At 37.2% G+C, this 21,678-nt stretch carries 27 protein-coding genes and 1 tRNA gene; 14 read left to right on the forward strand and 14 right to left on the reverse strand.

Annotated features, from left to right (window positions below; translation table 11 throughout):
• Positions 1-2: 2 nt before the first annotated feature.
• On the reverse strand, positions 3-323 hold the full coding sequence (locus ACFIJR_RS00150; RefSeq protein ID WP_375653320.1) for a hypothetical protein: 321 nt from the start codon (positions 321-323) through the stop codon (positions 3-5).
• Between the two features lie 345 nt (positions 324-668).
• Here ACFIJR_RS00150 and ACFIJR_RS00155 point away from each other — a divergent pair, with 345 nt between their 5' ends.
• Positions 669-851, forward strand: coding sequence for a type II toxin-antitoxin system HicA family toxin (locus ACFIJR_RS00155; RefSeq protein ID WP_006589116.1), 183 nt, complete (start codon positions 669-671; stop codon positions 849-851).
• Positions 852-871: 20 nt separating this feature from the next.
• A complete protein-coding gene (locus ACFIJR_RS00160) occupies positions 872-1,294 on the forward strand; it encodes a type II toxin-antitoxin system HicB family antitoxin (protein ID WP_375649820.1) in 423 nt (140 codons plus the stop codon).
• A 3-nt stretch (positions 1,295-1,297) separates the two neighbouring features.
• On the opposite strand, the gene ACFIJR_RS00165 is transcribed toward ACFIJR_RS00160, so the two are convergent.
• Together ACFIJR_RS00165 and ssb are read right to left on the reverse strand one after the other, a co-directional pair.
• Positions 1,298-1,840 (reverse strand): hypothetical protein, encoded by a 543-nt coding sequence (locus ACFIJR_RS00165; RefSeq protein WP_375653137.1) that lies wholly within the window; start codon positions 1,838-1,840, stop codon positions 1,298-1,300.
• A gap of 10 nt (positions 1,841-1,850) precedes the next feature.
• Positions 1,851-2,303, reverse strand: coding sequence for a single-stranded DNA-binding protein (ssb, locus tag ACFIJR_RS00170; RefSeq protein ID WP_375653139.1), 453 nt, complete (start codon positions 2,301-2,303; stop codon positions 1,851-1,853).
• Positions 2,304-2,863: 560 nt separating this feature from the next.
• On the opposite strand from ssb, the gene ACFIJR_RS00175 reads away from it, so the two are divergent.
• Positions 2,864-3,292: a type II toxin-antitoxin system HicB family antitoxin gene (locus ACFIJR_RS00175; protein WP_375626922.1), complete on the forward strand. Its 429-nt coding sequence runs from the start codon at positions 2,864-2,866 to the stop codon at positions 3,290-3,292.
• Between the two features lie 41 nt (positions 3,293-3,333).
• On the opposite strand, the gene ACFIJR_RS00180 is transcribed toward ACFIJR_RS00175, so the two are convergent.
• From ACFIJR_RS00180 to ACFIJR_RS00200, 5 genes are all read right to left on the reverse strand, one after another.
• Complete coding sequence (locus tag ACFIJR_RS00180) at positions 3,334-3,882, reverse strand: antA/AntB antirepressor family protein (protein ID WP_375627533.1); 549 nt, start codon at positions 3,880-3,882, stop codon at positions 3,334-3,336.
• Positions 3,883-4,116: 234 nt separating this feature from the next.
• Positions 4,117-4,464, reverse strand: a complete 348-nt coding sequence (locus ACFIJR_RS00185; protein ID WP_375652042.1) for a hypothetical protein — start codon at positions 4,462-4,464, stop codon at positions 4,117-4,119.
• 154 nt (positions 4,465-4,618) lie between these two features.
• Positions 4,619-5,137: a hypothetical protein gene (locus ACFIJR_RS00190; RefSeq protein ID WP_375653142.1), complete on the reverse strand. Its 519-nt coding sequence runs from the start codon at positions 5,135-5,137 to the stop codon at positions 4,619-4,621.
• Positions 5,079-6,269: a hypothetical protein gene (locus ACFIJR_RS00195; RefSeq protein ID WP_375653144.1), complete on the reverse strand. Its 1,191-nt coding sequence runs from the start codon at positions 6,267-6,269 to the stop codon at positions 5,079-5,081. Before ACFIJR_RS00195 ends, ACFIJR_RS00190 begins: the two co-directional genes overlap by 59 nt.
• Positions 6,259-6,738: a crossover junction endodeoxyribonuclease RuvC gene (locus ACFIJR_RS00200; RefSeq protein ID WP_375653146.1), complete on the reverse strand. Its 480-nt coding sequence runs from the start codon at positions 6,736-6,738 to the stop codon at positions 6,259-6,261. Before ACFIJR_RS00200 ends, ACFIJR_RS00195 begins: the two co-directional genes overlap by 11 nt.
• Before the next feature lie 129 nt (positions 6,739-6,867).
• Here ACFIJR_RS00200 and ACFIJR_RS00205 point away from each other — a divergent pair, with 129 nt between their 5' ends.
• Positions 6,868-7,644 carry a hypothetical protein gene (locus ACFIJR_RS00205; protein WP_375627507.1) on the forward strand — a complete coding sequence of 259 codons (777 nt, stop codon included), beginning with the start codon at positions 6,868-6,870 and terminating at the stop codon, positions 7,642-7,644.
• Positions 7,645-7,668: 24 nt separating this feature from the next.
• Here the strand turns inward: ACFIJR_RS00205 and ACFIJR_RS00210 are convergent, their stop codons facing one another.
• On the reverse strand, positions 7,669-8,091 hold the full coding sequence (locus ACFIJR_RS00210; protein ID WP_375624052.1) for a hypothetical protein: 423 nt from the start codon (positions 8,089-8,091) through the stop codon (positions 7,669-7,671).
• A 16-nt stretch (positions 8,092-8,107) separates the two neighbouring features.
• The gene (locus ACFIJR_RS00215; protein ID WP_375627509.1) at positions 8,108-8,482 is read right to left on the reverse strand and encodes a hypothetical protein; all 375 of its coding nucleotides are present in this window, start codon (positions 8,480-8,482) and stop codon (positions 8,108-8,110) included.
• An 83-nt stretch (positions 8,483-8,565) separates the two neighbouring features.
• Between ACFIJR_RS00215 and ACFIJR_RS00220 the strand changes: the two genes are divergently transcribed.
• From ACFIJR_RS00220 to ACFIJR_RS00250, 7 genes are all read left to right on the forward strand, one after another.
• Positions 8,566-9,183, forward strand: a complete 618-nt coding sequence (locus tag ACFIJR_RS00220) for a S24 family peptidase (RefSeq protein ID WP_375627036.1) — start codon at positions 8,566-8,568, stop codon at positions 9,181-9,183.
• A gap of 244 nt (positions 9,184-9,427) precedes the next feature.
• Positions 9,428-9,802 (forward strand): hypothetical protein, encoded by a 375-nt coding sequence (locus ACFIJR_RS00225; protein ID WP_375653149.1) that lies wholly within the window; start codon positions 9,428-9,430, stop codon positions 9,800-9,802.
• Between the two features lie 66 nt (positions 9,803-9,868).
• A complete protein-coding gene (locus tag ACFIJR_RS00230) occupies positions 9,869-10,225 on the forward strand; it encodes an antA/AntB antirepressor family protein (RefSeq protein WP_375649761.1) in 357 nt (118 codons plus the stop codon).
• Between the two features lie 14 nt (positions 10,226-10,239).
• On the forward strand, positions 10,240-10,983 hold the full coding sequence (locus ACFIJR_RS00235) for a Rha family transcriptional regulator (protein ID WP_375653322.1): 744 nt from the start codon (positions 10,240-10,242) through the stop codon (positions 10,981-10,983).
• Positions 10,984-11,345: 362 nt separating this feature from the next.
• A complete protein-coding gene (locus ACFIJR_RS00240; protein WP_375646218.1) occupies positions 11,346-12,077 on the forward strand; it encodes a phage antirepressor KilAC domain-containing protein in 732 nt (243 codons plus the stop codon).
• Positions 12,074-12,352 carry a hypothetical protein gene (locus tag ACFIJR_RS00245; protein ID WP_375646213.1) on the forward strand — a complete coding sequence of 93 codons (279 nt, stop codon included), beginning with the start codon at positions 12,074-12,076 and terminating at the stop codon, positions 12,350-12,352. Before ACFIJR_RS00240 ends, ACFIJR_RS00245 begins: the two co-directional genes overlap by 4 nt.
• 80 nt (positions 12,353-12,432) lie before the next feature.
• Positions 12,433-12,636, forward strand: coding sequence for an AlpA family transcriptional regulator (locus tag ACFIJR_RS00250; RefSeq protein WP_005865986.1), 204 nt, complete (start codon positions 12,433-12,435; stop codon positions 12,634-12,636).
• A gap of 99 nt (positions 12,637-12,735) precedes the next feature.
• On the opposite strand, the gene ACFIJR_RS00255 is transcribed toward ACFIJR_RS00250, so the two are convergent.
• Positions 12,736-12,811 (reverse strand) — tRNA-Phe (locus ACFIJR_RS00255).
• Between the two features lie 398 nt (positions 12,812-13,209).
• On the opposite strand from ACFIJR_RS00255, the gene ACFIJR_RS00260 reads away from it, so the two are divergent.
• From ACFIJR_RS00260 to ACFIJR_RS00270, 3 genes are all read left to right on the forward strand, one after another.
• Entirely contained in the window at positions 13,210-14,373 is a 1,164-nt protein-coding gene (locus ACFIJR_RS00260; RefSeq protein WP_375653152.1) for a phosphoserine transaminase, read from the forward strand.
• 382 nt (positions 14,374-14,755) lie between these two features.
• A complete protein-coding gene (locus ACFIJR_RS00265) occupies positions 14,756-16,045 on the forward strand; it encodes an adenylosuccinate synthase (protein ID WP_375625600.1) in 1,290 nt (429 codons plus the stop codon).
• Positions 16,046-16,286: 241 nt separating this feature from the next.
• Complete coding sequence (locus ACFIJR_RS00270; RefSeq protein ID WP_375653155.1) at positions 16,287-17,708, forward strand: hypothetical protein; 1,422 nt, start codon at positions 16,287-16,289, stop codon at positions 17,706-17,708.
• Between the two features lie 191 nt (positions 17,709-17,899).
• Here the strand turns inward: ACFIJR_RS00270 and rpoH are convergent, their stop codons facing one another.
• From rpoH to ACFIJR_RS00285, 3 genes are all read right to left on the reverse strand, one after another.
• Complete coding sequence (gene rpoH / locus ACFIJR_RS00275; RefSeq protein WP_375653157.1) at positions 17,900-18,784, reverse strand: RNA polymerase sigma factor RpoH; 885 nt, start codon at positions 18,782-18,784, stop codon at positions 17,900-17,902.
• A gap of 147 nt (positions 18,785-18,931) precedes the next feature.
• The gene (locus tag ACFIJR_RS00280; RefSeq protein WP_375653159.1) at positions 18,932-19,936 is read right to left on the reverse strand and encodes an RluA family pseudouridine synthase; all 1,005 of its coding nucleotides are present in this window, start codon (positions 19,934-19,936) and stop codon (positions 18,932-18,934) included.
• A 29-nt stretch (positions 19,937-19,965) separates the two neighbouring features.
• Complete coding sequence (locus tag ACFIJR_RS00285; protein WP_375625606.1) at positions 19,966-21,396, reverse strand: aldehyde dehydrogenase family protein; 1,431 nt, start codon at positions 21,394-21,396, stop codon at positions 19,966-19,968.
• Positions 21,397-21,678: the final 282 nt, after the last annotated feature.

Consider the following 21,678-nt stretch of genomic DNA (forward strand, 5'->3'; position numbering starts at 1 on the left):
TTCTAAGCCTTTTTGGGGGTAGGTGTTGATGACTTGGAAGTTTTAGGTGCTTTTGGTTTTTCGAGTGGAATTTCCTCTGTCACTGGCTCAGACGATGTTTGTACGGCTTCTGGTTCTATCTGTTTAATTTGTTCAACCGCCTTGTCAGGTTTTGCTGTTGTCTTGACTTCAACAAAAAGTTTTGCAGCATTAGCGCGCTTGAGACGTGCGTAGACTTGATTAGAAACTTCAACAAATGGATTATTGGGTGTTGATGGTTCAAAGCGAACAGTGCTTTTATTGTCTCCAACAACACACATTGGCTTAGTGATGACAGCTTTCATCATTGCTCCTTTTGAGTCATAATTAATGACATCATTAGTCAAATATTGATTTTTATTCTGTGAAAAATTGATTAGCTAGAATTACCGAGAAAACAGGACTTTCTAGCCACGTTTCAAGTTCACATTTTACTGAATTTTTAGGGGATATTTTTGAATTTTAGACACAATAAGACTAGTGCAGTAGCGTCATTAAATATGATTTTTCACATCATGTCAACAAAAAAATCAATATATTGTATTTTTTTATTTTTTTACCTAAATATAGTGTTTTAAAAGATGTCCTTTATTTTCCTTTAATGCAACATTTATGTTGTATTGAAACATTTTAGATGTTATATTATTATAATGAATAGTCAAGAATTGAAAAGATATCTTATAAAGCATGGTTGCAGTTTTACTTCAGGGAAAGGTGGACATTTGCTTGTAAAGCGCGGTTCTAAAAAGTCCGTTTTACCTATGCATGGTACGCGAAAAGAATTAGGAACAGGATTAGTCCAGAAGATTCTTAAAGATCTTGACCTAAAATAAGCCTGAATATGGAGGTGTAAATGAAATATGCAATCAAATTTATCAAAGATGACAATGATACTCTTCTAGTCGTCTCTAAAGACTTTCAGGAATTTATTACCTATGGTAACGATGAAAAAGAGGCTTTGGAACAGGCTAAAAATGCACTTTTAACAGTCATTATGGGGCGTTTTCAAGATCGTGAACCTATTCCCTTTGGACATCGTGATATTGCCTATCCTTTTGTTGAAGTATCTTCATTGGTGACTTTAAAAATTGCAATACATAACGCTATGATTGAAAAAAACTTACGCAAAGCTGATCTCGTACGTCTTTTAAAACTTCATCCAACACAAATTGACCGATTGTTGGATTTAAACCACGCAACCAAATTAGATGCCTTGGAATCCACTCTCATTGCTCTTGGAAAAGAGGTTGCCATTAATATCCAAGACGCCGCTTGAAAACTACCGGTTTTGCGTAAAATGTTTATAAAGCGCATTAAGAGCAATGCGCAATGAAAGCACAAGGTGTGGTAGTGATTGATCTTCTATAACAAGATACTGTAATGCGGCATGAAGGTTATATTGACGGTGTAAACATTGGGCTTCTTGAACAACATCTTTTACAGCTAAAAGATGTTCTGTTGCCTTCTGTACCCATTTCTCTCTTGCTCCGTTATCAGAAGTTGTAGGCATTTCATCATAAATTGCATTAGGCAATGCTTTTGCACATAGGTAATTGTTTTTCACTTCAAGATATTTTTGCGCAGCATCATATTGGTCTTGATTTATTTCGCCTTGCAAATAAAGCCGCCCGATATAGGTGCCGGAAAGCGGATTTTTAGCCTCTTCTATGGTCAAACAGAAGCGTTTGGCACGCATTTCAATTGCCAATTTATCCATGGGTTCATGCGGTGTTTTTGCTCGTGAGATGCGTCCATTTGGTTCTCTGATACATCCTTTAATTCGAGGACGACCACGTTTTGCATGTTTTTTTCTTTTAGCCATATTTTTTCAATCAGAATGGGACGCTATCGTTAAGAGCTGTTCTATAATCTTGAGCACCTGAAGCGATAGCATAATTTTGAGAAGTAATAGGTGAAGGGGTAGGGGATGCTGATTGATCTTTCTTTGCATCAAGCAAATACAACTCGCCTTTGAATTGTGGTAAGACAATCTCTGTTGTGTAACGGTCATGCCCATTTTTATCTTGCCATTTGCGTGTCTGTAATTTTCCTTCTATGTAAACCTTTGAACCTTTGTTTAGATATTGAAGTGCAATTTTTGCTAAATGCGGATTAAAAATCACCACGGAATGCCATTCTGTTTTCTCTACTTTTTGATTGGTTTTTTTATCTGTATAGCTCTCAGAAGTCGCTATACTAAAATTGACTATTTCTGTTCCAGAATTCATTGTTTTGCTTTCGGGATTAGCACCAAGGCGCCCGATTAACGTCACTTTATTTAGCATATTTGTAGCCCCATTAGATTATCAATTTATACATAAAAAATCTTAGCATAATTTGCGTATTTATTCAATTATTTCAGTTTATTAATAACAGTTTTTTAATGTATTACATTATAATATTATTTGACAAATTATTCATCAAAAAAAACATGTCACACAAATGGCACGGCTTTCTTATTTCTACTTTTAACTTTTCAATAAATATTCTTTCATTAAGAGTCTGTATCAAACTTTTTTGTTCGATTTATTGTTGACTATCGAACCTTTTTGTGCGATATTCATTTTATGCAGAAAGGGGAGGCTAAATGAAACGAGAAGCACTGCTAGAGAGTTACGTAAAGAAGCCAGAAAAAGAGGCATTCATTACAGTGAAGCTCCTGATGCAGGTAAAGGGTCACATTATTTGGTAACTTTTGGAGATAAGACAACCGTTATAAAATCTGGTGAATTGACCCCACTTTACGTGAAAATAATAAAAAAGCAGTTGGGGGTATGAGTTACTCTCTCAACGGCTTTAATTTTTCGTTTCAAAAGCATTTTGATCATGGCGAGGAGACCTAAACATGGAGTACACTTATCAAGCAAAACTGGAATCTGATCCAGATGGTGGTTTTATTGTAACCTTTCCAGATGTACCAGAAGCAATAACAGCTGGAGAAAATAGAACTGAGGCATTAGAGAATGCTGTTGAAGCTTTAGGGTTAGCATTACGGAGCTATCCTATGCGCGGTTTACCTTTACCAGTACCACAGCAATATAAAGACCTTGTAGAGGTCACGGTAGATGCGTGGAATGCTCTTAAACTTGCAGTGGTAGAAGCCTTTAATGAAGCGAATATCACAAAAACAGAATTGGCTAATCGTTTGGGTAAAAAAGAAACAGAAGCAAGACGCATTCTTGATCCAAATTATCCAACTAAGCTTCAAACATTAGAGCAAGCACTGAGTGTTCTTGGCAAGCAAGTTGTTATCACAATCAAAAATGCGGCTTAACTTCCTCCCCACTTTTAAAATGGGGAGTTATGTTTTTAAATCTAAGCTGCTTTTACGGCAGACCTTGCTAGAACCTGTTTTGCTTCTTTAATGAGAGCTTTATATTTTCTGTTTTCTTCATCTACTCTGAAGGCATCAAGAAGACGCACATGAATTGGACCTAAAAGATATAAAACTTTTTCACCAGCGTTCATACCTTCCCAATAGCTTGGCAAATCAAAGCGCGTATCACGATCATAATCAACAGATTGGTTTCTCAGTTTCTTTTCACACTCAATAAAGTAACGGCGTGCTTGACGTCCTTTCTCATTGCGTTCAACCATTGAGAGCTCTTTCGCCATGTCTAGAGTGAGATGATATTCTATTGCTGTAACAGCTCTAGATTTTGCGCTTCCCAATTTTGGGAACCGCAAATCTTGTGTTTTTATGAAATCTTTACCTTCTTCAAATGTATATTGATTAATACGATCTGTAATCCAAGTAGCGAAACGTTTTCCTATTTCCATGAATGCGTGTAACTCACGCGCATTGACCGTTTGCACAATTTCTTGTTCAATAATTTTTTCTGATATTTTAATGAGTGTGTTCATAATATTGGTTCCTTTGTTTTAAAAGTTTAAGTATCCAGGGCTAAAACAACCGAACCAATTCAGTCCTTCACATCTTTAGGTTACCCTTGGACATACATGTGAAGACCCTGGAATAATAAAATGAAGGGCAACAGATCTTTCGGGATACTGTTGAACCGATTGGTTACAGGTGTTTTAAGCCTGCCTCGTAACCTAATAGCTTTTAAAAATTTGTCAAGTTGTTCCTGATATGAGTTAGCATCTAATCATTGTTTTTTCAGAAGCTTCCGATAATTTTTTGATCTCTTTATTGATCTCATCTATAAGAGGTTCGTAATTGAGAATGCTTTTCGGAATATTCCCACCGTAAACCCATGCTTTTACTTGCGCTTTGGTACTAAAATCGGCATTCTTAGGTGTTTTGTAATACTGTCCGCCATCAAACTTTTCACATTCTCTTGTGCCGTCTTCATATTCGTAGAGGTTGTAAAAATACTCCTCTGCTCCGTCCCCCCAAGGAACATAACCAACAGCTGTTGCAACAAACTCTTTTTGCATTGGTTGTTTACGGTTTTTTAAGAATAAATGTTTAAAAATGAACATGCTTTAATCCTAATTTTACCAATTGGTCTATTTACCTAAAATTTGACCGTACAGAGCGTTTTATATTACGGATATGTTTTTCATCGTAAAATCTTTAAATCGCTTTTTAAGGTACCTTTTTGTCGATTTAAATGCATATCTAATCGTAAAATGATCAGCACTTTTCACTATTTTGCTGTGGACTAAAGCGTTTCATTATCCCACCAATGCCATTTAGAGTCTCTTCAAGTTTTTGCTTGTGAATAACCGTAAGGGGGCTTGAATGCTCTTTCTCTGCTTGTTCTTTCAACTCCTTTTCACGGAATCTCAAAACAGCATTGCGTACAAAATTGGCTTTTCTCAAAAGATCGTTTTCCAAATCACGACACAACCTCACAAATTCACGCGTGCTCGGAAAAAACGTATCGGATAAACAATTTATTTCATCACATAAAATCCGTTTGACCACTGTCATCAGTGACCATGCAGAGACATTTTCCAAAACCATTCCATAGGTCAACGCCATTCCCTCATGGTCTGATTGTTGTGCTATTTTCAAACCACACGACAGCATGCGAATAGCTTTTGCTATATCCTCTTTACCTGCTTTCACTGCAAAGAGCTCTTGCAATTGATCACCAGCCTCTAAAGCAATCGATTCCTGCTGTTTCGTTAATTGGCTGCCTTCCTTCAAAATAAATGGACCTCTCGGGGGTATCATCGCATGAATGTGCTTCAAAGTACCCTCGATTTCCGATATCAAGGAGACTGTCTGCGATACGCTCCCCAATGCTTTTTTGCTTTTGAGTGTAATTTCCATTGTTTCCACCATTGTTGTTCGTGTTTTTCGTTTTTTCTAAACCCTCGATAGCCCTGCGTACCCAGTTACGCCATGTTGCTTGCCAATCGATTTTGGTTGCATTTGCTCCGGCTTTTGAACGCCAATAATCTCGAAACTTTGCAATTTCGACTTTGACGCGCTCTGGAGGCAAGCCCTCTGCAATGGCAAAATCGTAATCGGGTTCAAAATCCGCAGGCAATCGACAACCGCGATTAGCTTGCGCTCGTTTTGCTTTTTTGGGAACGTTCTCTTGCTCGTGAATTGGAGGTTGGTTGTCTGATGATGTTGTGATTTGCTCTGATGTGGTCTCAACAGCAGCAACCTCTGTTGGCTCGTCAACCAAATCGATTGTTTCTAAATCTTCAGAACCAATTTCTTTTTTTGCTAAAACGATAGTTTTAGTTTTTTTATTATAACTGTTAATGTTAGTGTTATTGTTTATGTTATATATATAGGCATCATTAAGCATGTCGTAAGCATCATGCTTAGCATCCTTAAGCATACTGTTAGCATCATGCTTAATAACTTTAGCATCGTTAAGCATGGCTTTAGCATTGTTTTTATCAGTATTTTCAATGGCTTTAGCATCATCACAAGCATCATTTGTATGTTTATCCCATCTTGCCTGCGCTGCTTTCTTTGCTCTCTCTGATAACTTCTTTGACCGAGATGTCTTCGATACCTTATCTAAGCTTTCATTAGAGTTATTGAGTTCTTCTTCAACTTTTAAACTCCATAAACACCCATCGTCTAAACGTTCGATATGACCCGTGCTTATTAAAACTTCTAACGCTTTCATAAACATTTTTACTGAACAACCAGTGTAATTAGCCCAGACCTTTGTGTTATTTAAAAGCGGCTCTCCAGTATAAAGCATTTGCAAACGCAATTTTATATAAACATTGCATTCAATGGGAGATAAACAAGCAAGATCAAGAATCCACCTATCTGCAAACAGCCTCGTCCACGGTAATTTACTGGACATATATACCCCCTTCTTTCATTAAATATAAAATTGCTAAAGCATCTGCTTCGTTGTCGTCTTTAGGCGTATGTCCTTTTGCATACACCGCCTTAATCATTTTTACTTTTGATGCGTTTCCTTTTCCTGTTGTTGCTTTCTTAATTGTGCCAACAGGAATGCCTTCATACGGTATCTGATGATGTTCACACCACGTCGTTAAGGTTGATAACAAGTCACCGTAAATATGCACTGCATCAGTACTATTATGACGCCTCACTTCTTCAAAATACACCGCGTTAATGCTGTCTACTGTCTGTTTTATTTCTGATAGACATCTCTTAAAGCGTAAATAATGCATTCCACCGACTTCAAAATATCGGGGGTGGAAATTCATGACACCACTAATGATGTGACCATCCGCACCGCATATCGCCCAGCCTGTCTTGGTCCCTAGATCAAGACATAAAATGGTTTGTGCGTTAGTGATCATAATCCCCCCTTAAGGTTGCTGTGTGTTTATGCGTGCGTTATGACAGAGCGCGTTGTGATTGCCTGTCTTGCAAAAATGTTTGTGAAAAAGTAACCTCCCAATGATTCTAAAAAAGTGGGGAGGGGAAAGATGCAAGAATGGATAAAGATATTTCTTACAGGTTTTGTGTCATTTGCTGTGTCGCTTTCAGTAGCGCTTATTTTAAGAAATAAAGACCGTAAAGAAGCAGCCAAAATCCGGAAAGATGATTTAGAAAAAGCTGCAAAAAAACGAGAAGAAGATAGAGAATGGGTAAGCAAGCAATTTGCAGAAAGCCAAGAACAGACGATAGCCCTTAAAGAGCAAGCGATATCGACAAAAGATATTGCCAAATGGTCAGAAGAACATATTAAATTTTTGTTAGATAACAAAAGAGTAGAGGATTTAGGAACGCCACCTTCCATATATACAACTGGCCCACATTTTCCAACAAAAGGCAAGTGGACGCTTCTTTGTTTAAAAATAAAAAACAATGCACAAACTGTCATCCACGTTTTAAATATAAAGCTAAAAGATGGTTCTCGCTTTATTCTTGGATATGGCATTAGATACAAACCGGAAACAAGATTGTGGCAAATGCAAGCATCATATGTTAATCCTGATGCCAGACCAACGTTACACACAATATCATCCGGATACTGTGAGAAAGCAAAGGATTTTCGAACGGGACAAGAAATTGATGTTAATATTTCTATAGCTCCCTTAGAAGATAAGTACACAGGAATCCTTATTTTTGTAGCAGCGCGTGAAGAAGATATAAAAGCCCAAGTTACTTTAATCATTACTCATACATCCCCATTGAAACCAGAAACAACAATGACTGTAACGACACAAACCGACCTCATAGACTTTAAAAAATTGGATTAATTTACTTAGGAAAACGTTTTTATGCTATGATTTATTAATTTGATTTCTTTTTTTGATAACTTCATCCCTTAAGAGATCAAGCCTTAAGAGATCAAGCTTATCTTTGACTAAGATCATAAACAAGATCAGCTCATTTAAGCGATAAAAAGATAACAACTCTTGAGAAAAATAATTATCAAACCAAGTTGTAAAAGCTTGCGTAAACGCAGATGAAAACCATTGATTAAAATCATCGTACGGCAATAATGGAAAATAATTTCTATCATCACGCGCAAAGATACTATACAGCATATAGACAAAATAACCTGTTGATGAGGGATCTATTCTTGTTTCAAAAGATGCATCTTGAGTCGAACGGACACCATAATATATGGTTGCCTCTCCAATATTATTAACAAGATCAATCAACTGGACTTTGCTTATAGTGATCTGTGGGACATCTATCATCTCTGATCTTTCTTCTTTAAGAGTGTGAATGCTGCTGTTGATGTTTGTTATTTTCTGTATGAGCAGCACTATGAGAAGATATTACTGTTTGTGATGCATTTGCTGTACTAATTTTCTTCACCAGATGAAGCGTATCTTTTCTTCGTTTTGTCATTGGACGAATAACTCTATGGGATTTACTCCCATAATTATGTAGGAACCAATCTAGTGTAACCCAAGATAGACCCTTAGCTTTAGACAACTGAATAATTATATTCCAGTATTTTGGAGAAATACTATTGCGATCACGCATTTTACGCGCAGCCTCATAGCTACAACCAATTTCTTTTGCAAATTGGCGTATAGATCCCCAAGATTCAATCAAACTTTTGACATAAAAATCATTAACCATGACACAAATAGTACATTACGTACAACTTTTAATCAAGATAAAATCGTACACAATGAATTAAAAAAATAGTGGATAATGTACAAATGACTTATTTGCCAAAAGATAGACTTAAAATAGCGCGTAAGAATGCTGGATATGCAACACCAAGCGAAGCTGCGCGCGCTGTACCAGCTCTTAATCAAAATACCCTAATTAGTCACGAAAATGGAAATCGTGGTATTTCGCGCCAAATAGCCGAGCTCTATGGACAAGTATTTAATGTAGATCCGGGGTGGATTTTGTATGGCGAGTCTCCTCAAGAAAGTCCTAACCTCAATATAAGTATTCCTCTCGTTTCATGGATTAGCGCTGGAGAACTAAGCGAGCAAGATGGGATAATGGATTTTTCAGATTATCCTATGACAGAGGCTGTTAATCTTCCTGCCGGTGAATGGATTGCTTTACGTGTAGATGGCGCATCTATGAATAAAATTAGCCCTCCAGATTCTATAATATTTGTAAATATGCGAGACAAAAAACTTGTGCCTAATGCCTGCTATGTAATTGCAGATGAATCTGGACAAGCGACATATAAACGATACAGACCTAATGATGATCCTCCTTTTCAGCCCGCTTCATACGACAAAACAATAAAGGCTCCAAAACTTGAAGGCGCTATCTCTATAATAGGTCGTGTACGGCGCACTATTCTTGATATGTAAACACAATACGATTCTCTGTTCACGTTATCGATTAGATTGCTATCAACAGATTGAAGCAAGTTTGCTTGATTTTTATCAGTAAACAGCAAAATTTTGATTCTCTAAATTGTGCCGTGATTCGTCTTTTTTTTATTTTTTAAAAAAATAGTACATTATGTACTTGACTATCTTTAGTGCATAATGTACTAATATATCCATAAACCACGCACAAACAATTGCCAAGAGGCGTTAGGGAGGAGAAATTATGGAAAATCCAATTCTTATAAATTCTGATGAAATTTTATTAGTTGCCTACGATAAAGATCAACACATTGCAGAGTCTGGACCACTTGATGCAAGCCAAATTCTAAGCATTGTTGATGAGGTAGATGATGCAATCCAAATCTTTCGCATCAATCCTTCTGAGAATAATTGTGAAGATATCTCTGAAGAAATTGCAGAAGCATATGTAAAAGAAAATATCGAACGTCTCGATGAAGATAGTGAGGTTCATTACTTTATATGCGAAAGTGATGTTTACAATAGACTTTTAGACGAGATCGCAGACGAAAAATATAATGATGAGATTTACGGTACTTACGAACAACAACACCGTTTGCGTGCTTGTGATGTGCTTTAAAAATTCTAAAGGGCGCTTTTAAAAGCGCCTCCCCTTTTCCCATCAATAATTGATTAGAGTAAACTTATGAACACACATGATAATGATAGTGAAGGATATCTCATACCTGAAAACGAGGTAGACAACAAAATTGGTTATGCCAAAATGGTCAAAGCCCATGTGATGCATAGGCACTTACATTTGAAACAAGATTTTTCCACTTGGTTTAACGATTGTGTTGAAAAGTTTGATCTAAAAGAAGGCGTGGATTTTGTTTTTACAAAACAAGAATGGAACAGACAGAAGATTTGTCCAAAATCTGAAATAGAAACAGATAAAACCGATAATCATTACTTCAAAATTCACGCAGCAAGGAAAATCGCTAAAGCAGAACGCCATAGAAACTTAGGCAGAATATTATACCAAAACTTATGTTTTTCTTAATTAAGGGGGTGATGATGCGAAACTTTATTACAACATCTGAAAGCAATTTTCAAAACACAACAATTCCAACCATGTCTAGTCGTGAAATTGCAGAATTGTGTAGTAAACAACATAAACACGTTATGCGTGATATTAAGCAAATGCTTGAAGAGTTGCACTCTAAAAGTACTGAGCCCAAATTTGGGCTGAGTGAATTTGTAGGTTTTTACAAAGATTCAACTGGTCGCACTCTCCCTTGTTACAACCTTCCTAAACGTGAATGCCTCATTTTAGTTTCGGGTTACAGCATGACATTACGTGCTAGGATTATAGACCGTTGGCAAGAATTGGAAAAGCAAGCAGTAATACCACAAATCGACTATTCAAGTCCAAAGGCTATGATTGGCTTTTTGAATTACCTACAAGGTCAAATAGATCAAAAAGACACCATCATTGAAGATTTAACACCAAAAGCCATGGCTCTTGAAAGCTTACAGCGTCATAATGGACTCTTTGGTCTTACAGAAACTGCTAAAATACTCGAGATGCAACCAAAACAATTCATTCAATTTTTACAAGAAAAAGGTTGGGTTTACAGACGAGCAGCAGGTGGAAATTTGCTTCCTTATCAAGACAAAATCCAAAAGAAACTTATGGATTGTCCAACCATCACACTTCAAACCGCAAGTGGAATAGAAAAAGTCATTCCTTGCGCAAAAATCACAGCAAAAGGAATTGGTGTGCTGTCTCAAGAGCTTAAAAGACAAACCATGCATTAATTAAGGAATGCAATAATGAAAAAGAAATACGAATTTACTGATGAAATCGATATAATCTATTTGCGTCAATTTTCAAATTTTTTAATTGACAAAATAATATCACTATGTCTATTGTCGAATCAGGTGCTTGAAAAACACCTTGAATCGATAGCGGATAGATTACCGAAACAATCTTTTCTCCGCACATTAAAGGCTTTGACTCATTGTATGTTACACGCATATAATGGCTTTGTCGGGTGTGGTTACGCTATACAATACCCTTTATGGGGAAAGCGTAACGACGGACTATCGACCGTGTTTTTCAGCACCCGGCATCCTTTATTGGATGTCAATGAAAAACCTCTAATCGATAGGAGTTCATTATGAACACTCTTATAGAAATTAAAGAAAGCACTGCTAATAGTGCTACCACTCAGACTATGTCGAGTCGTGAAATTGCAGAATTATGTGGTAAAGAACATCGGAATGTTATGCGGGATATTCGGCAAATACTCACTGAGCTCAAAATTGAGCTGAGTGAATTTGCAGGATTCTACAGAGATTCAACAGGTCGTACTCTTCCTTGCTACAATCTTCCCAAACGTGAGTGTTTAATTCTTGTTTCGGGTTACAGCACTGCTTTACGAGCAAAGATTATTGACCGCTGGCAAGAATTGGAAAGACAAGTAGCAACACCACAAATAAATCTTGCCAATGCTTTGGAAAATCCTCTTACGATTAAACAGCTCCTTTTAGAGAGTATCAATCAATTAGAAGACTTAAGAAATGAGGTGAGTACACTCAAGCCTAAAGCAGAAGCTTTGGAAGGTTTAAAACGCTCTGATGGTTTATTCGGTCTTATCGAAGCAGCGAAGATGTTGGAGGTGCGCCCAAAGGACTTAACCAATTACTTGCGTAAACATGATTGGGTGTATCGACGGGCTCCAGGGGCGCCTCTGTTACCTTATCAGGACAAGATCAAGAAAGGATTTATGGATTGTCCCGCTATTACCATTCAAAGACCGGATGGTACAGAAAAGGTGCTGCCTTCAACAAAAATTACATCTAGAGGATTGGCTTGTTTGAGAGAACAAATCTTTGGGGGTGTGCAATGAATACCAGTATAGACTTTTTATGTGATTTGTGGATAGCGTTGTCTCAGTTTGTCAATTGTGAATACGTAGATGACAAAGACTGTAGTGACTTGGTTGACATCATGAGCATAGTAGAAAAAGCTTTGATTTTAAAACTTCAAGATGAAATTCCAAATATTACAAAGATTCTAGCAGTTTTAACGGATTTTGGAGATTCAGAGCTGCCCCATAGAATGGATTCTTTGTTGCGAGCTTATGATCCGAGTTTGCAGAAGCCTGTCACGAAAGCGGCTTAGTTTTGAACAATTGATTTCATCTCCTCGTCCTATAGGACGAGGAGGGGATTAATTAACATAAAAAAGAGAAAGGTAATGAGATGATATTTGATGATGGAGATAGATATGTAACGACACGTGAGTGTGCACAGCTTTTTAGTGTATCCACAACAACGATTCGCAATTGGGTGCTTCAGGGGTTGTTTCCGGAGCCATATAAGCTAGGGAGAGCAGTGAGATGGAGAAAAAAGGAGATCTTAGCCTTCACTCCAAAGAAAAATAAGGAGCAAATAAGAACAAATTAGGTAAAATTATATAAACTGTAGAAGGTGGTCTAAAAGGTGGTCTGAAAATGGCTATTTAAAGAAAAAAGCTATATATTTCAATATGTTAAACACAAAAAGTGGTGCCCAGACGCGGATTCGAACCACGGACACGCGGATTTTCAGTCCGCTGCTCTACCAACTGAGCTATCTGGGCATGCTTCATAAAAAATATAAAGCGTTTGCGGTTATAACATTAAAATTTTCTCTGTCCAGTCATCAAAAGAAAAATAATTGATTTTTTAATAAGTTTATCTCCCTATTCTAGAGAGTTATCAATGAATCTTTATCATAAAATAAATTTGATAGGCATATTGGACGCGTTAGTGTATTGTTAGTAGAATGCTGTCTTATCGTGGTGATGATACAAAAAAATAAAAGAATCAATCGAGAAGCATGATTAAGAAAGATTTTTTTATAAAGTTTCCGTGAATTTTAAGCATACGAAATAATAGAAAATATTTTTGACTTTTTTCTAAAAAGATTATTGATTAGTCTTTATAATAATTTGTTTTTCTTTATAAAGAAAGAAAAACATCTAAAAGGGGAGAAATAATGATAATGTTACAAAAACCAAGCAGTCGTCCCAATAATACTAATTTTTCTTCAGGTCCTTGTAGCAAACGGCCTGGTTGGACTCTTGATGTTCTTAAAAATGCATTAGTTGGGCGTTCGCATAGATCTAGAGAAGCAGAATTAAAACTTGCTGAAGTTATTAATTTAACCCGTGAGATTCTTGAGGTTCCTTCTGATCATCGTATAGGAATTATGCCTGGTTCAGATACCGGTGCTGTTGAGGCTGCTCTATGGTCTCTATTAGGTGAGCGTGGCATTGATATGGCGGCGTGGGAAAGTTTTGGATTTGGGTGGAATAAAGATGTTGTCGAGCAATTAAAGCTTTCTGATGTACGTCGTTTTGAAGCTCCTTATGGTGAAATACCAGATTTAACACAACTTGACTTTGATCGTGATGTTGTTTTTACATGGAATGGGACAACTTCTGGTGTGCGTATTCCTAATGCAGATTTCATTCCCCATAAGCGGGCTGGATTGACCATTTGTGATGCAACATCTGCAGCTTTTGCGCAATATCTTGATTTTTCAAAATTAGATGTTGTTACTTTTTCATGGCAGAAAGTTTTGGGAGGTGAGGCTGCGCATGGTATGGTGATTTTAAGTCCTCGTGCTGTTGAGAGGCTTGAGAATCATGTTCCAGCTTGGCCTATCCCTCAACTTTTCTATATGACAAAAAATGGAAAATTGAACGAAGATATTTTTAAAGGAAAGATAATCAATACACCTTCTATGCTTTGTGTTGAGGATTTTCTTGATGGGTTGAAGTGGGCAAAATCTCTAGGAGGTTCAGCGGCATTAAGAGCACGGGTGGAGAAAAACTTTTCTGTACTTGATGCTTTTGTTCGCAAAACACCATGGCTAGAATATTTGGCAAAAGATCCTGAAGTGCGTTCTAACACCGCTATTTGTTTAGATATTGTGGATCCAGTGATTACTGCTTTGGATACGGAAAAGCGAGTATCTTTCATAAAAGCGGTTGTGAAACGTCTTGATGAGGAAGGAGTTGCTTATGATATTGGTTCGTATCGCGATGCTCCTCCGGGGCTTCGAATTTGGGCGGGTATAACAATTGAGGCTTCCGATCTTGAAATTTTAACACAATGGCTTGAGTGGGCGTTCCAAGTTGAAAAAGCACAGCTTTAAATAATTACTGGTGATTTTCACAACGTGTTTTTAAACAGAAAAAGAATACGAGAGATCATGATAATCTTTCGTATTCTTGTATCAGACAAACAGCCTCTAAATATTACATGAATTGTAAAAGATTAAGAGGAGGAATGAATGCTCTGTCAGGTGTTGGATACGCACAAATTAAAATCTCTAATTTTTTACTTTTTGTAGCAAAAATGACAGATTTAAAATATTTTGGTATTTCCTTATCTTTATTATCATAAATTTGAAAATTTAATCACTTGAAGATTGAGAAAAATCTGAAATGAGGAGTCGCACTTGCTCTAAGGTTTCGTTATAAAGAAGTATTTGTTTTTGAATGCTGGTTTTTTGACCAAACACGACGGAGAAAGTTATGGCCAATGTAGTTGTTGTCGGTACACAATGGGGTGATGAAGGCAAAGGTAAAATTGTAGATTGGTTGTCTGAGAGAGCAGATATCGTGGTGAGATATCAGGGGGGGCATAATGCTGGCCACACATTGGTTATTGATGGAGCTAGTTATAAATTATCACTTTTACCGTCTGGTTTAGTGCGTGGCAAATTATCAATTATTGGGAATGGTGTTGTAGTTGATCCCCATCATTTTGTAGCAGAGTTGAAAAAGCTACGTGATCAGGGCGTGGAAATTACACCGGAAATTTTACGTATTGCTGAAAATGCTCCTTTGATTCTTTCTTTGCATCGTGATCTTGATGCAATTCGAGAAAGCGGTTTATCTGGTTTAAAGATTGGTACAACAAAGCGTGGTATTGGACCGGCTTATGAAGATAAGGTGGGACGTCGTGCTATCCGAGTGATGGATTTAGCAGAAAAAGATACACTTATGGCTAAGATTGAGCGGCTTTTGAGGCATCATAATGCTTTGCGTCGTGGGATGGGGGGGGAAGAGATTGATTCTCAAGCGCTTTATGATGAATTGATGCAAGTTGCGGATAAAGTTTTGCCCTTTATGGATTGTACGTGGCGTCTTTTAGATGAAGGTTATAGAGGAGGGAAACACATTCTTTTTGAAGGTGCGCAAGGTGCTTTACTCGATAATGATTTTGGAACTTATCCTTACGTAACATCATCGAATACAGTTTCTGGGCAGGCATGTACAGGTTCAGGGATGGGACCTAGTGCAATTCATTATGTTTTGGGTATTGCAAAAGCGTATACCACACGTGTTGGAGAAGGGCCTTTTCCTACAGAGCAGATAAATGATATTGGTGAATTTCTGGGAGTGCGTGGGCATGAATTTGGTGTTGTAACGGGTCGAAAGCGTCGATGTGGTTGGTTTGATGCTGTCTTAGTCCGTCAGATGGTAGTAGTTTGCGGTGTTCAAGGTATAGCATTGACAAAACTTGATGTTTTGGATGGTTTGGATGAAATAAAAGTTTGTATTGGTTACGAGCTTGATGGTAGAAGGATTGATTATTTACCTTCTTCCATGGGAGCCCAAGCCCGTGTGAAGCCTGTTTATGAAACATTAGAAGGTTGGAAGGAAAAAACAGCCCATGCATTGAGGTGGGAAGATTTACCAATGCAGGCTGTTAAATATATACGCTATATTGAAGAACTGATTAACACAAAAGTGGCTTTATTATCTACGAGTCCAGAACGTGAAGATACTATTCTTATTACAGATCCTTTTGCAAATTGATTATTATTTTTAGGTTTCCATATAGATCTTTTGTTCACTTCTATATCTTTTAACAAAAAGAGTTTTTAAGAGTGCGTGAAAGAAAGGTGTAAAATGACATTGTTTATTTTTCATATTCATTTTACACTATGACAATAGTTGTACCAATATAAATGACAATAAACTTATGAGCCTAAAATAAAGCTGTTTTAGCCTGAGTGCTAGGGTTTCTTTGCTTAGTTTAAGAGAGATTATAGAGGAAATGGTAGATTTCGTTGGAATCTTAAAAAAGGCAATTAATGCACAAAATAATGTTACACCACAAGTGCGTAAGCGGATTTATAAACGGGCTATCGAAACACTAGAATATCAATTTGTAACAGCAAAAATACCACAAGCAATAGCCGATGAACAAAGAAAGATTCTTCAGAGTGCTATTGCAACTGTTGAAGAAGAATATTTAGCAGTTGAAAAGAAGTTGCTTTCTTTAGTTATTGGGTGGAATCCCACAAATGTAAATGAAGATAAGAAATATACAAAAAAAACTATATTACCAAAGAATAATGAATTTTCAGTGGTAGACATAAAAAGAAAGCAGGATTTTGTTACACATCCAAAGGATAGCAAGTTATTTGATGAGCCTTGGGTATCAGATATACCAGATGCAGAGCCTGTTAATATGGAGGCTGATGTATCTTCTCAGCATGTTAATAGCTGTGCGTTAAAGATTTCTTCGTCGCAAGAAGATAATCCTCATATTGTTTCGCATATTTTTTCTCAGGCTTTACGTCGTGCTAATAAATCATTGGTGCAAAGGCGTATTGTGATAAGTGCTGTTTCTGTTGTTAGTTTTGCTGTTTTAACTATTGGTATTTTTTTTATTGGTGGGCGTGTATTTGTATCAAATGATCATCAGGTGTTAGGAGAAAATCTTCAAGTTTCTCACGAAGTACCAAAGGCACTTTCGGTTAAGAGAAAGTTAACACAACGTTTATTAGAGGATGGGAGTGAAATTGATGTCGGTTTAAAACAAGCGACAGATTCTTCAGATGAAGAGGGAATCTCAACCGTTGTTTCCAGCAATTTGCAATCGCTTGATAAATTAGGTGAAGCTGTTTTTTATCAAGCACGTACAAATTATGATGCAGAAAAGATAGCAACCGGAAGTGTTTGCTGGACGCTTATAAAGGAGTCTTATGTGAAGGGGGCTCCAGAAGAAACAGCCATACAAGGTGATATAACAATTCCCGATGAAGGGTTATCATTACGGTTAATTTTACGTCGCAATACCGACCGGTCATTTCCTGCTGCATATATTATGGATCTTATTTTTATTCTTTCTGATAAATTCTCAGGTAAAGCTATAAGCAGTGTTCAAGCATTAACCTTTAAAGCAAGTGAACAATCTATAGGGCAGCCTTTAGTAAGAACTATTTCTACAAAAATTAATGATGATTTTTTTCTTGTTGCATTGAGTGGTGATCATCCATTTCTTGATCGAAATTTGCAATTGATGCGAGAATTAGATTGGATGCGTTTAGTGTTAACGGATAAAAACGGACGTATAAATGAATTAACCTTTGCAAAGGGACCAACAGGTGAGTCTATTTTCAATAAAGTTATTGGACAATGGCTTGCACAACAAGATAAGTTAACAGTTCTTGATCAAAAAAACAAAACATAGATGCAAATAAAATAAAAGGTTATTTCTCGATATCGATTTTTATTAGTTATATCAAACACGCTCAATAAAATTGTATACTATAACTCAAAGGATTCTACAGACTAATTTACAAGTACAAAGCCAATACATGCTTTTCTCATTTCTACTTTAAAAATGCGCAAACAATTGGCTTCATACCTAATTCTAGAGTCTTATACTTGACTTTGAGATAAAGCGGAATCTCTGATAGAATTTTGCACTTTTTCAAATGCACGCATTTCAATTTGCCTTACTCGTTCTCGACTAATGTTAAATTCACCAGAGAGTTCTTCTAGAGTTAATGGTATATCGTTTAAACGACGTGCTTTGAATATACGTTTTTCACGTTCATTGAGATTGTCCATGGCATTTATAAGCATGGAACGACGATTTTCCAATTCACTTTTTTCAATTAAAATTTGTTCTTGATCGTTAGATTCATCCACCAACCAATCTTGCAACTCGCTGTTTTCCCCTTCTTTTGTACGAAGGGGTGCGTTGAGTGAAGTGTCACCACCAAGTCGGCGGTTCATTGATATAACTTCATCTTCTGAGACATGCAACTGAGTTGCAATTTCTTTTACTTGTTCTGCATTGAGATCACCGTTATCAAGTGCTTGAAGTTTACTTTTTAATTTACGAAGGTTAAAAAACAAGCGCTTTTGATTAGCTGTTGTCCCCATCTTCACCAAACTCCAAGATCGCAATACATATTCTTGAATTGATGCTTTAATCCACCATATTGCATAGGTTGCAAGACGAAAACCACGTTCTGGCTCAAAACGCTTAACAGCTTGCATGAGTCCAACATTGCCTTCTGAAATGACTTCCCCAATGGGAAGTCCATAGCCGCGATACCCCATCGCGATTTTAGCTACAAGACGCAAATGACTGGTTACCAGCCTATGCGCTGCTTTTAAATCATTATGCTCACGATAACGTTGAGCTAACATATATTCTTCTTTTGGATCAAGCATTGGAAAACGACGCACCTCTTCCAAATAACGGTTTAATCCACCATCGCCTGTGGTTACTGATAACAAATTCATATGGGCCATAATAGCACCCTCCTTTTGTCTGAATTCCCTGATAAGGCAAATTCGATGTTTCAGATAGTAATACCTGCGTGCATTCACTTTAGCATATTTTTCAATTTTGTTCAAAAAAAGATATTTTATTGTGAAATCTTGAGAAGGAGAAAAGTTTCAATTCATTTTTTTAAAATGCTTAATAAGTTTAGCCATATCTTGAGGTAGTGGTGTGGAAAACGACATAACTTTACCGGTAGAAGGGTGTTCAAAAGTGAGACTTGCGGCATGAAGTGCCTGTCTGTTGAATTGATCGATTGCATTTCTAATAGTGGGGTTGAATGCGTTTGATTTTGTTTTAAAAGCGTTGCCATAAACTGTATCGCCTATGAGTGGATGCCCAATATGAGCCATATGAACGCGGATTTGATGGGTGCGTCCAGTTTCCAAGCGACATTCCAGAAGGCTAGCAAAAGATGTTGAGTCTGCATGAGAGCCATATTTTTCTAGCAAAGAAAAATGTGTAACAGCATGACGAGCATAAGGGTTTTGGTTATGGATAACAGCTTGCTTTGTTCGGTTATGGGGCGAACGGCCAAGTGATGCATCAATTGTCCAAACATTGCGGTGAGGTGTCCCCCAAATCAAGGCATGATAGCGTCGGTCTAATGCACAGGTACGTCCATGATCAGAAAATTGAGCACTGAGACTTTTATGAGCCAGATCATTTTTTGCAACCACCATAACACCACTTGTATTTTTATCGAGACGATGGACAATGCCAGGGCGTTTAACACCACCTATACCAGATAAACTATTACCGCAGTGATAGATAAGGGCATTAACCAACGTACCGGTCCAATTTCCATTGCCAGGATGAACAACAAGACCTGCTGGTTTGTTAATAACAATGATATGATCATCTTCAAAAAGGATGTCCAATGCAATAGCTTCAGCACTAGGTTCTGCATCACGAAGGTCAGGCATTGCCAATTCAATTATTTGCTTAGGTCTTAATTTTGTTTTTGGTTCCTTTATGAATTGACCATCAATTTTAAGATAGCCTTCACGGATGAGGGTTTGCAAACGCGAACGTGAGAACACATTATGATATTGTTTTGCGAGCCACTGATCAAGACGTTGCCCAAGAGCACCTTCATCCGTTATTTTTTGTATTACCATACGATTCCTATTAAGTTTTTAATAAGATTTTACCAGTACGAAATTGCTTTACTATCGAGAAATTCTTTAATTCCCCAATGTCCCCCTTCACGGGCGCGTCCAGAAAATTTTACACCTCCAAAATAGCTTCCACTGGGTAATCCATGTCCATTAACTTCTACCATACCAGAGCGTACTTGTGCCGCAATACGACGACATTTGTTGCGATCTTGCGATTGAATATAGTTTGTAAGACCATACTCAGTCTCATTCGCTAAAGCGACGGCTTCTTCTTCTGTACTAAAAGAAAGAATCGAGAGAACTGGACCAAAGATTTCTTCTTTAAAAATACGCATATGAGGTTTTACATCAGCAAAGACTGTTGGACGGACATAATAACCGCGTTCCATTCCTTTTGGTAAACCAGTCCCGCCTGCAACAAGAGTTGCACCTTCATCAATTCCCGATTGGATAAGATCTTGAATTTTATCATATTGTTTTTTTGAAACAACGGGTCCAATATGATTTCCTTCTTGGCAGTTTGGTCCTATTTTTGTTGTTTCTGCAATATCTTTGGCTATTTTTATGGCTTTGTCATAGATGCTCTGTTCCACAAGCATACGAGTCGGTGCATTACAACTTTGTCCACTATTATAAAAGCAATGTCGTGCACCACGTTGAATAGCATCTGAGTCGGCATCAGCAAAGATAATATTCGCTCCTTTTCCTCCAAGTTCCAGACAGACTCTTTTTAAAGTAGCGCTGGCATTTTTAGAAATATCTTTTCCTGCTCTAGTTGAACCAGTAAAGCTGATCATTTCTAAATCTGGATGTGCAGAGAGGTAAGAGCCGACAGTCGCACCATCACCATTGATTAAATTAAAAACACCGGCTGGAAGTGCGGCTTCATCTAAAAATTCAGCAAAAAGCATAGCAGAAAGAGGCGCAATTTCAGAGGGCTTTAACACCATGGTACAGCCAGCCAAGAGAGCAGGAATAACTTTAAGAGTTACTTGATTCATGGGCCAATTCCATGGTGTAATTAATCCTACGACGCCGATAGGATCGTAGTGAAGGATTGCTTGCTCATTTCCCTTTATTAAAGTTTCTTGGAACGAAAACTCTTTATAAGCTTCGATAAAATTGCGAATATGGGAACTTCCGGTTGCAGTTTGCGCATTAAGCGCCATATCAATCGGTGCTCCCATTTCCATTGAAATGGTTTTTGCCATGTCTTTGGAACGTTTTTCGTAGATCTCTAGAATTTTTTCAACAAATCCAAGACGCTCATTTGGTGACGTTGTTTTCCATTTTTGAAACGCTTCTTTAGCCGCATTAATTGCTTTATCGGCATCTTTTGTACTTCCAAGGCTAATGACAGCACAAGCCTCCTCTGTTGATGGATTAATGACGTCAAAATCGTGAGGAATGCTTGGCTCATCCCATAGACCATTGATATAAAATTTCCGTTTATTAAACATAATTCACTCCCTTTTTTCTATTTGTATTTATGTAATTATGATTGTCTTAGTCTAAGCCTTTTTAAACGAGGATAACAAGGGTAATCTTATAAAAACGCGAGAAATTAGATTATATCGTGATAATTGAGCATGGAGAATTCAATAGAGCAATGCTTATTGTATTATTGAGACTAGTTTCTTTTATGAAAAGGGAGAGAAAGAGAGGCATAGACAATTTTCTTGAAGCTTTTTTATCATGAAGTTTTCTTCAAAAAAAATGAAATACGAGCTCTATGACACCAT

The organism is Bartonella sp. OD88NMGDW (assembly GCF_042193775.1).
Taxonomy (GTDB): Bacteria; Pseudomonadota; Alphaproteobacteria; order Rhizobiales; family Rhizobiaceae; genus Bartonella; species Bartonella grahamii.

What these genes read in the sequence shown, in the direction of transcription:
- ACFIJR_RS00150 (WP_375653320.1), bottom strand. Translation starts at nt 323, where the DNA reads ATGAAAGCTGTCATCACTAAGCCAATGTGTGTTGTTGGAGACAATAAA.
- ACFIJR_RS00155 (WP_006589116.1), top strand. Translation starts at nt 669, where the DNA reads ATGAATAGTCAAGAATTGAAAAGATATCTTATAAAGCATGGTTGCAGT.
- ACFIJR_RS00160 (WP_375649820.1), top strand. Translation starts at nt 872, where the DNA reads ATGAAATATGCAATCAAATTTATCAAAGATGACAATGATACTCTTCTA.
- ACFIJR_RS00165 (WP_375653137.1), bottom strand. Translation starts at nt 1,840, where the DNA reads ATGGCTAAAAGAAAAAAACATGCAAAACGTGGTCGTCCTCGAATTAAA.
- ssb (WP_375653139.1), bottom strand. Translation starts at nt 2,303, where the DNA reads ATGCTAAATAAAGTGACGTTAATCGGGCGCCTTGGTGCTAATCCCGAA.
- ACFIJR_RS00175 (WP_375626922.1), top strand. Translation starts at nt 2,864, where the DNA reads ATGGAGTACACTTATCAAGCAAAACTGGAATCTGATCCAGATGGTGGT.
- ACFIJR_RS00180 (WP_375627533.1), bottom strand. Translation starts at nt 3,882, where the DNA reads ATGAACACACTCATTAAAATATCAGAAAAAATTATTGAACAAGAAATT.
- ACFIJR_RS00185 (WP_375652042.1), bottom strand. Translation starts at nt 4,464, where the DNA reads ATGTTCATTTTTAAACATTTATTCTTAAAAAACCGTAAACAACCAATG.
- ACFIJR_RS00195 (WP_375653144.1), bottom strand. Translation starts at nt 6,269, where the DNA reads ATGTCCAGTAAATTACCGTGGACGAGGCTGTTTGCAGATAGGTGGATT.
- ACFIJR_RS00200 (WP_375653146.1), bottom strand. Translation starts at nt 6,738, where the DNA reads ATGATCACTAACGCACAAACCATTTTATGTCTTGATCTAGGGACCAAG.
- ACFIJR_RS00205 (WP_375627507.1), top strand. Translation starts at nt 6,868, where the DNA reads ATGCAAGAATGGATAAAGATATTTCTTACAGGTTTTGTGTCATTTGCT.
- ACFIJR_RS00210 (WP_375624052.1), bottom strand. Translation starts at nt 8,091, where the DNA reads ATGATAGATGTCCCACAGATCACTATAAGCAAAGTCCAGTTGATTGAT.
- ACFIJR_RS00215 (WP_375627509.1), bottom strand. Translation starts at nt 8,482, where the DNA reads ATGGTTAATGATTTTTATGTCAAAAGTTTGATTGAATCTTGGGGATCT.
- ACFIJR_RS00220 (WP_375627036.1), top strand. Translation starts at nt 8,566, where the DNA reads ATGACTTATTTGCCAAAAGATAGACTTAAAATAGCGCGTAAGAATGCT.
- ACFIJR_RS00225 (WP_375653149.1), top strand. Translation starts at nt 9,428, where the DNA reads ATGGAAAATCCAATTCTTATAAATTCTGATGAAATTTTATTAGTTGCC.
- ACFIJR_RS00230 (WP_375649761.1), top strand. Translation starts at nt 9,869, where the DNA reads ATGAACACACATGATAATGATAGTGAAGGATATCTCATACCTGAAAAC.
- ACFIJR_RS00235 (WP_375653322.1), top strand. Translation starts at nt 10,240, where the DNA reads ATGCGAAACTTTATTACAACATCTGAAAGCAATTTTCAAAACACAACA.
- ACFIJR_RS00240 (WP_375646218.1), top strand. Translation starts at nt 11,346, where the DNA reads ATGAACACTCTTATAGAAATTAAAGAAAGCACTGCTAATAGTGCTACC.
- ACFIJR_RS00245 (WP_375646213.1), top strand. Translation starts at nt 12,074, where the DNA reads ATGAATACCAGTATAGACTTTTTATGTGATTTGTGGATAGCGTTGTCT.
- ACFIJR_RS00250 (WP_005865986.1), top strand. Translation starts at nt 12,433, where the DNA reads ATGATATTTGATGATGGAGATAGATATGTAACGACACGTGAGTGTGCA.
- ACFIJR_RS00260 (WP_375653152.1), top strand. Translation starts at nt 13,210, where the DNA reads ATGATAATGTTACAAAAACCAAGCAGTCGTCCCAATAATACTAATTTT.
- ACFIJR_RS00265 (WP_375625600.1), top strand. Translation starts at nt 14,756, where the DNA reads ATGGCCAATGTAGTTGTTGTCGGTACACAATGGGGTGATGAAGGCAAA.
- ACFIJR_RS00270 (WP_375653155.1), top strand. Translation starts at nt 16,287, where the DNA reads ATGGTAGATTTCGTTGGAATCTTAAAAAAGGCAATTAATGCACAAAAT.
- rpoH (WP_375653157.1), bottom strand. Translation starts at nt 18,784, where the DNA reads ATGGCCCATATGAATTTGTTATCAGTAACCACAGGCGATGGTGGATTA.
- ACFIJR_RS00280 (WP_375653159.1), bottom strand. Translation starts at nt 19,936, where the DNA reads ATGGTAATACAAAAAATAACGGATGAAGGTGCTCTTGGGCAACGTCTT.
- ACFIJR_RS00285 (WP_375625606.1), bottom strand. Translation starts at nt 21,396, where the DNA reads ATGTTTAATAAACGGAAATTTTATATCAATGGTCTATGGGATGAGCCA.